Below are 5032 nucleotides of genomic sequence, written 5' to 3' on the forward strand. Positions count from 1 at the left end.
GGCTTCCACAGGTGTTATGAGTTTTTAAGAGAAAATCTGAATATATTGGACCCGGAGAGAATTCTGATTGTGTCATCAGCTGTTGATATGTTAATGCTCGAGCTTTTACTGAAAAAGGAGTTCAAGTTCCTTAAGAAGAAGAGTGATCTGGTTGATGTCGAGAGATCAGTTGAGCAATTTATCCGGCTTCAGGGCAGCGCGATTAACAAGGAAGAATTCAATTATAATATTACCAAAATGGAAGAAAAAGTTTTGGTGATGATGATGTCTGGTCTGTCTGTCACCAGCATTTCAAATATTCTAAAGCTCAGTGTTAAAACGATTAGTGTTCATAAATGCAACTCATTAAGAAAAATAGGCGTTGATGCCAGCAGCAGTTCAGCTTTGTTCTTTTTGCACAAACACGCCGTGGGTAACAGAATTGTCAGATAACAAAAAAACTTTTTAAGCTGACCTTGCACAGTGCAGGTCCGCGACAGACGTTGCTATTTTTTCAGGGGTATGAAATGCGATCACTCAAAAGAAGTCATCCTGGCTTCCTGTATGAACCCATTGTGTCCGTCTCGGGAGTGATACTTGGTTTTGAGCTGGTTAAGAAAAAGAATACAAAGGAAAGCAACGAGTATTCAGAGGATTACGCATTACCTCTTTCTGCTGAAGAGAAGGTGAAGGACTTCTTCGAGCAGGTCACCACCGCGTGTGTGAATGAAAGTATCTTTGTCGCCAACGGCTTTTTATTGTCGATCAATATTGACTATGAGATTGCGGCGCATATTGCCAGCAATCAGGCGATACAAAAGGTTTTGCAGCAGCACAAATATATAAGACTGGAGGTGAGTGAGGATTTTCACGAATTCAATGCCGGGCAGGAACGCCCTGTGCTTCAGTCTTTAGCTGCATGCTGCCCTTTATGGCTGGATAATTTTGGCGCAGGTAACACCAGTCTTACGCTGGTGATGAGCGAAAAGTTTGAATATATAAAAATCAGTAAGACCTTTTTTTGGCAACACCAGGGAACTCAATCTCTAAGAAAAGTGATCGCCCATCTCAGGCCCTATTGCCGTGGCATTATTATCAATGGTGTCGAGAATTCGCAGCATATTGAGTACTTAAGCGGCAGTGATATTCTTGCTATGCAAGGTGCGTTATGGCTGCCTTATAGTCAGGATGAATTAATACAGTCTTTTTTTTGAAAAAATTGACTTTTAAAATAACGCTGTAATAAGCACGAATAGCTAATTACTGCGGTTATTTTAAATGTACGGGAACCTATCGCCTGACCTATTTTTGGCGAGGGGAACCTGTGCGAATTATTACCGGAATTATCGTTTGGCAAATTGGTGGCCGTAAACCAGGGGCGGTAGCATAGCTAAAATATATACCGGTCTTAAATTGTACAATAATTATTTTCTATTGATATACTCAAAGGGCCCATTGGTTATTGGGTGAACAATTCGTTTGTCAATTGAAGAGGAGTAATTATGAGAAAATTTATGTTTTCTGTTATTGCCCYGATGCTGCTGCCGCTATATTCGCAGACAACATCTGCTGCTGAACTCAGCTCAGGGGAAACAGTGGCGGCAGTGGTCGGTACCAGCGGTGCAATATTAGCCGCAGGTCTGATTGCTGTAGGTAACGATGATAGTGATGGTAACAGCAACACCAATACCTCAACTACCACCACAACCTCACGCTAATAAGTCACTTAATTATAACCACACATCCGTGTGGTTATTTTCCCACATGATAATAAAGATATAGGGAATCACTTGTGCGCTATTCCTTATTGTTCCTCTGCCTCTTGTTACAAGCATGTTCCCCTTCGCAAAACAGTCTGGTTGATACTTTTAAGGTTGCCATTAAAGGGCCGCAGGATGTTGTGGTGCCACCCCAAAGAATTGCCGCTATTCCTTACGGCAGCATTTATTTAAAACTGCCTACGTCTGCGCAAATCTTTGTGGTCGGTTATCTCCAGGATGGCTTTGAAAAATGGAGTACCGGCGACCAGGTCGTATTTATTACCCAAAATGGTCGCCTGGTCCGGTCGACCGGTTATTCGCAAGGGGATCTGCTGGAAGTCACCAATCTGCAACAAGACCCGCTGTTGCATGCAGCAAATTTGCGTGAAGGGGCTGGCTGGACACGTCTGATGCGCTGGACGGAGAACCGGCAGCCATTGTCATCCGTTGTGACATCCCGTTTCAGCCGTGAGGACGACGAAACCCTGACACTTCCCGGAAGAGTCGTTGCCTGTCAGGTGTGGCGCGAGGATGTGACGCTTGAGGCCACGGGTGACCGCTGGCAAAACACTTTCTGGGTAGATCCGCACAGCGGATTGGTGCTCAAGAGCAATCAGAGGTTGGGAGCAGATATGCCGGTGAGTATGACGTTGCTCAAACCTGCCAATGCGGGGATCCCACCAGCATGAAAATAAAAACGCTTTTATTCATTTTTAGCGCCTTGCCGGGGATGGCATTTTCCGAGGGCAACGTGGCCGTTTACACCAGCGCCTCTCAGGGGCAGCCTGCCCAGGTACTCAGCCATATTAAAGATATGCGCCAGATGATGGCGGAGTCCGATCTGATCCGCCAATCCTGGTCGCCCGGTACCGTGATTGCTGTGCCTGCCGCTACGCCTGAGGCGCAGCAACAGTATCTGTCCATGCAGAACCAGCTCAAGGCCTGGCGTGCCACGGAGAGTGGCGATACGCAGCAGACCATTAACCGCGTCATTCAGCAGTTGCAGGGGGTGCAGGTTACCGGTCGTCAGTTTACCCCGATGGATGCGGATTTGATCCTCAACAACAATGCCGCTAACCGCCAGTTACAGGGGGATTATCGCGTCTATACCGCAACGCGTCCCAACAGCGTGTTGTTGCTGGGTGCGGTGAGTGGTGCGGGAAAACAGCCGTGGGTTGCAGGTCGTACGATTCGTGAATATCTCGCAGACCATCAATTTCTTTCTGGTGCCAATCTGAATGAAGCCGTGGTGATTGATCCCAATGGAACCATCCGGGTCGTGCCGGTCGCGTACTGGAATTATCGCCACGCTGAAGCCCAGCCGGGCAGTATCATTTGGGTCGGTTTTTCTGACTGGACGCTGCCGCGCCAGTTTAAAAACCTTAATCAGCACATCGTCTCTGTTTTGGCGCACCGGATCCCTGAATGATGAAACCAAAATATCTTCTCAGCCTGCTTGCTGTGTCCGTGGTTTACGCTAATTCCGTCCGGGCGCAAACGTATGATGAACCCCTTGGTCCTTCACAGTCCGATTTCGGCGGCGCGGGACTTTTACAAACACCGACGGCGCGGGTCCCGAAAGAAGGGGAGTTCAGTGCCAACTACCGCGATAATGATGCCTACCGTTTTTATTCGGTCTCGATGGCGTTGTTTCCCTGGCTGGAGACCACGTTGCGTTATACCGACGTGCGTGACCGGCTTTACAGTAGTGATCCAAACTTCAGCGGCAATCAAACCTATAAAGACAAGTCTTTCGATGTGAAATTAAGGCTGTGGGAAGAGGGCTACTATCTTCCGCAGGTTGCGTTGGGCAAGCGCGATATCGGCGGCACGGGGTTGTTTGACAGTGAATATCTGGTCGCCAGTAAAGCGGCCGGACCGCTAGATTTCACGCTGGGGATAGGCTGGGGTTATATCGGCAACAGCGGCAATATCACGAACCCTTTCTGCAAAGCCAGCGATAAATATTGTACCCGCGCGCAAAGCCATTCCACCGGCGATATTTCACTCAATGATATGTTCCGCGGCCCTGCGGGGGTATTCGGCGGCGTGGAGTATCAGACCCCCTGGCAGCCGTTGCGCCTGAAGATGGAATACGATGGGAATAATTACCGCGATGATTTCGCCGGGGCACTAAAACAGAACAGTAAGTTTAACTTCGGTGCTGTTTATCGCCTGGCAAGCTGGATGGATGTCAACGCCAGCTACGAGCGTGGCAATACCTTTATGTTCGGGTTTACCCTGCGCAGTAACATGAACGATTGGGTTCCTCATCAGATTGATGATCCGGTTCCTGCCTATCAGCCGCAGCCGCAAAGTGCGGGAATGGTTAATTACAGCGTCGCGACCGGGCAACTGGCTCAGCTGAAAGGCAATGCCGGGTTTAGCGAACCGCGTATCGACATCCGTGACGACACCCTCAACGTTACGGGTCAGCAGGATAAATATCGCAATACGTCCAAAGGCGTAGAGCGTGCCAATCTCATCATGCTGAATAATCTGCCGGAGAATGTCGACACCCTGGATGTTACCCAAAACCGCTTTGGTATGCCGATGGTCACCACACGTACCCGCGTGGCGAGCCTGCGTCAGCAGCAACAGGGTTATCCGCTGGGGCAGGAACAGTCCCTGAACCAGCAACGGATTGAACCGGTCACGGATGTTGGTCAGGGATTCTTTATCGGCAAGGACCGGTTTAATTACAGCCTGTCGCCGGTATTAAGACAATCTGTCGGCGGCCCTGAAAACTTTTATATGTATCAGATCGGGGTGCTGGCGGATGCCAACTACTGGCTGACAGATCACCTGCTTGTCGATGGCGGCGTGTTTGGCAACGTTGCCAATAACTACGATAAGTTCCGCTATGACGGCGTCAGTAATGACTCTTCTCTGCCACGCGTACGAACGCATATCCGTGAATACGTTCAGAACGATGTCTATGTGAATAACCTGCAAGCCAACTACTTCCGTTATCTGGGCAACGGTTTCTACGGACAGCTTTATGGCGGTTATCTGGAGATGATGTACGGCGGCGTCGGGGGCGAAGTGCTCTACCGGCCACTGGATTCTGACTGGGCACTGGGTATTGATGCTAACTATGTCAAACAGCGCGACTGGGACGACATGATGCGTTTTACCGATTACAAAGCCGCGACCGGCAACCTGACAGCCTACTGGCGGCCGGCATTTATGGATGATGTGCTGGTGAAAATGAGTGTCGGGCAATATCTGGCTAAAGACAAAGGCGGCACGTTGGATCTCTCCAAACGCTTTGACAGCGGTGTCACCGTGGG

6 protein-coding genes are annotated in these 5032 nt (G+C 49.3%); all 6 read left to right on the plus strand.

The features are described 5' to 3' along the window. A partial coding sequence (locus AC1DUO_RS23220; protein ID WP_477988952.1) for a helix-turn-helix transcriptional regulator occupies nucleotides 1-432 on the plus strand: 432 nt, incomplete at its 5' end. Between the two features lie 74 nt (nucleotides 433-506). Further along, nucleotides 507-1193 (plus strand): EAL domain-containing protein, encoded by a 687-nt coding sequence (locus AC1DUO_RS23225; RefSeq protein WP_013576885.1) that lies wholly within the window; start codon nucleotides 507-509, stop codon nucleotides 1191-1193. A 288-nt stretch (nucleotides 1194-1481) separates the two neighbouring features. Continuing rightward, nucleotides 1482-1697 carry a hypothetical protein gene (locus AC1DUO_RS23230; RefSeq protein ID WP_477988954.1) on the plus strand — a complete coding sequence of 72 codons (216 nt, stop codon included), beginning with the start codon at nucleotides 1482-1484 and terminating at the stop codon, nucleotides 1695-1697. Between the two features lie 74 nt (nucleotides 1698-1771). Beyond that, a complete protein-coding gene (locus AC1DUO_RS23235; protein WP_119262073.1) occupies nucleotides 1772-2428 on the plus strand; it encodes a YjbF family lipoprotein in 657 nt (218 codons plus the stop codon). Next, nucleotides 2425-3168 carry a capsule biosynthesis GfcC family protein gene (locus AC1DUO_RS23240; protein WP_015690376.1) on the plus strand — a complete coding sequence of 248 codons (744 nt, stop codon included), beginning with the start codon at nucleotides 2425-2427 and terminating at the stop codon, nucleotides 3166-3168. The genes AC1DUO_RS23235 and AC1DUO_RS23240 overlap by 4 nt, the downstream gene beginning before the upstream one ends. After that, a partial coding sequence (locus tag AC1DUO_RS23245; RefSeq protein ID WP_477988957.1) for a YjbH domain-containing protein occupies nucleotides 3168-5032 on the plus strand: 1865 nt, incomplete at its 3' end. The genes AC1DUO_RS23240 and AC1DUO_RS23245, both read left to right, overlap by 1 nt.

It is taken from the genome of Rahnella sp. P4_A8 (assembly GCF_056402435.1).